This window comes from Mesorhizobium sp. B2-3-13 (genome assembly GCF_006442195.1).
GTDB lineage: Bacteria > Pseudomonadota > Alphaproteobacteria > Rhizobiales > Rhizobiaceae > Mesorhizobium > Mesorhizobium salmacidum.
The window spans coordinates 1-3194 of record NZ_VFVQ01000049.1 but is presented as its reverse complement, the minus strand read 5'-3'; the positions used below and the strand labels follow the sequence as shown (position 1 = coordinate 3194).

Sequence of the window (3194 nt, the reverse complement as noted above, 5' to 3'; positions counted from 1 at the left end):
GCGTTGAAGGGCGGGCAGGTAGGAACCGACCGCTATTTCTCGTCCATCCGTGACGGCCTTCAGAATTGACCATGACGATCGATGCTCTCGTGCGGCGAATAGAATGTGTGCCGTACTCAGTTCTGGAGTCAATCATCGCCGCCTCCTCCTCCTCCTCCTCCTCCTCCCAAGCGCGAACTCACGTCCGGTTTCTCGAGCAAGGGCACTCCGCCGTAAACACCCAAGCAAGTACAAGATAATATTAGCCTTTCGGCTCGGGGTAGATTTCTGAAGTGAATATTGGACTCAACGCTATAAATCAGATATTGCTAATATGAATAAAAAACAGGGGACGCTACTCAAACACGGTAGCTCCGGAGACGTGAATGCTTGGGTGGTTTGCGCCGCCCAACTGCGTGAACGCATCGCCATGGCCTGAACCATGAGTTCCCTTCGTACACGCAAACTCCGAGCTAGCGGCAGCGCCGGGTAAGCCCCACGGCTATCACCAGGGGTGTGTTATGGCGAACAAATTACCGAAGGCCGACAAAATCACCGTTAATGGTTTGGAGGATCACCTTTCCACGATCGTGTTGAGCGGGTCGGACCCGGACGGGTCGGTCACGGGATATTCCGTAAGTTCATTGCCGTCGAACGGCACACTCTACCTCGATGCCGCACACACGACCCTCGCAGCCATCAACACGGTTTACGCGAGCAAGACGTTTTATTTTTTGCCCGGATTGAATTTCAACGGTGCTGCCTCTTTCAACTACAATGTCGTCGATAACAAAGGCGGTATTTCCTCAAGTTCGGCGTCTGTCACGATCAACGTAGCGGCGGTAAATGACGCACCGATTTTAGATCTCAACGGCGCTGCTGGTGGGACTTCCACAACCCTTTCCTATTCGCCAGGCGGCTCGGCCGCACGGATCGCCCCTTCTGCAACGGTTGCCGACATTGACTCCTCCAAGTTCGGCGGCGGCTCGCTGCGGGTCTCGATTACCCAAAATAAGGCGGTGTCGGACCAGATCACTATCTCCACAGACGCGTCGGTGACGATATCGAATGGTTCTGTGTTCGTCGCGGGCATCAAGGTCGGAACGGTCTCCGGCGGCAGCAACGGTTCCGACCTCGTCGTCAGCCTGGTCAGCGGGGCGACACCCAGTTCAGTCTCCGTGCTTCTCGAGCACATTTCCTATTCGAATTCATTGGGCAGCCCACCTACGTCCGCTCGCACTGTGGCATTCACCCTGGTGGACGGCGGTGGGACCGCAAACGGCGGGACCGATACGGGACTTGCGACGGCCACGATTAACGTCGGCGCGGGCAATCACGCCCCGACTGGTGCGGTGTCGGTCGCCGGCGTGGCGACGGAAGACCATGTGCTGACTGCCTCCAACACGCTGGCCGATGCCGACGGGCTCGGTACGATCAGCTATCAGTGGCAGCGCAACAGCGGCTCGGGCTTTACCAACATCGGCGGGGCGACGAACACCACCTATACGCTTGGCGACACCGATGTCGGTGCCACGGTGCGCGTGGTGGCGAGCTACACCGACGGGCACGGCATGGCCGAGGCTGTGCCGAGTGCCGCGACCGCGGCCATCGCCAACGTCAACGATGCCCCGACCGGTTCGGTGACGGTCGCCGGCGGGGCGACGGAAGACCAGGTGCTGACGGCTTCCAACACGCTGGCCGATGCAGACGGGCTCGGCACCATCAGCTACCAGTGGCAGCGCGACACCAGCACCGGCTTTGCCAACATCGGTGGCGCGACGAACACGACCTACACGCTTGGCGACGCCGATGTCGGCGCGACGCTGCGCGTGGTGGCGACCTACACTGACGGTCATGGCACGCCGGAATCCGTGGCGAGTGCCGCGACCGCGGCTATCGCCAACGTCAACGATGCCCCGACCGGTTCGGTGACGGTCGCCGGCGTGGCGACGGAAGACCAGGTGCTGACGGCCTCCAACACCCTAGCTGATGCAGACGGGCTCGGCACGATCAGCTATCAATGGCAGCGCCACACCGGCTCCAGCTTCGTCGACATCGGCGGGGCGACGAACACGACCTATACGCTGGGGGATGCCGATGTCGGCGCGACGATCCGCGTGGTGGCGAGCTACACCGACGGCCACGGCAAGGCAGAGTCTTTGAGCAGTGCGGCGACCGAGGTGGTCGCGTCTGTTCAGGATGGATACGTCATTGATGGTTACATATCAGGCGCCACGGTGTTTGCCGACGCTAACGGCAACGGCCAATTCGACGCTGGTGAGTATTCGGCAGTTACTGACAACTTCGGGCACTTTGTACTCCAGGGGGGATCAGGAGACCTTGTTGTCGTTGGGGGAACAGATACGTCGACCGACCAAGCCCTAATTGGAAAGCTGACGGCACCATCGGGTTCAGCGGTTGTTACTCCGCTGACAACTTTGATCACGCTTCTGGTCAATGACCCAGCTTCAAATCTGGATGTCGCAGACGCCGAAGCACTGGTGCGCGGCGCTTTAGGCCTTGCGCCGGGTAGCGATCTCCTGACACTCGATCCCGTCACGGCAGCTTTCCAGAACAATGCCGATACTTTCCTTGCCGGCATTTCCGTCCTGAACACGGTCAGCATGGTCGCGGCCGCGATTGCTGGCGCCGGCGGAGATCAGGATGCCGCCGCAAGCAATGTTTTTTCGGCGATTGCAAACCAGATATTGGGTCTTGGGGCGGGGGAGATCCTTGACCTGACGAGTTCATCGACGATCGATGCCATTGCTGACGGTGCTGCGACTGTTGCTCTGGATACCGATCTCCTTCAGGCGCTTGAAGAGGTCGTGGTTGCCAGCAATCAAACATTGGCGGACGACGCCGCGACCGCTTCAACGCCTGCGCAATTGGTCACAAACGCCACTGCCACGGCTTTTGTTGCCCAAGGCAGAGCTTCCGATGCCTTGGCCACCGCGGCAGATGACCCCGGCCAAATCGGTACTGTCGTCAATTCATATACTGGCGTTGGGCTTGATGCCGCTGTCAGTTCAGCTCTGAACCAGATCGGCAACATTGCGCCCGTCGTACAGGCCCATGCCACCCTAACGGAGGGAGCCGACAATCTCGAACCATCGATCCTCAATACGAGGGTTATATCGACCGCGCCGAGCCTGAACCCCACGGACAGCATCGACCTTGGGGGTGGCTATGACGTGCTGGCGCTGTTTGGGAAC

The 3194-nt window shown here is 59.8% G+C and carries 1 protein-coding gene; it reads left to right on the top strand.

The annotated features are described in order from the left end of the window. Positions 1 to 500: 500 nt before the first annotated feature. On the top strand, positions 501 to 3194 hold a 2694-nt coding region (locus FJ941_RS28840; protein WP_246674068.1), incomplete at its 3' end, for an Ig-like domain-containing protein.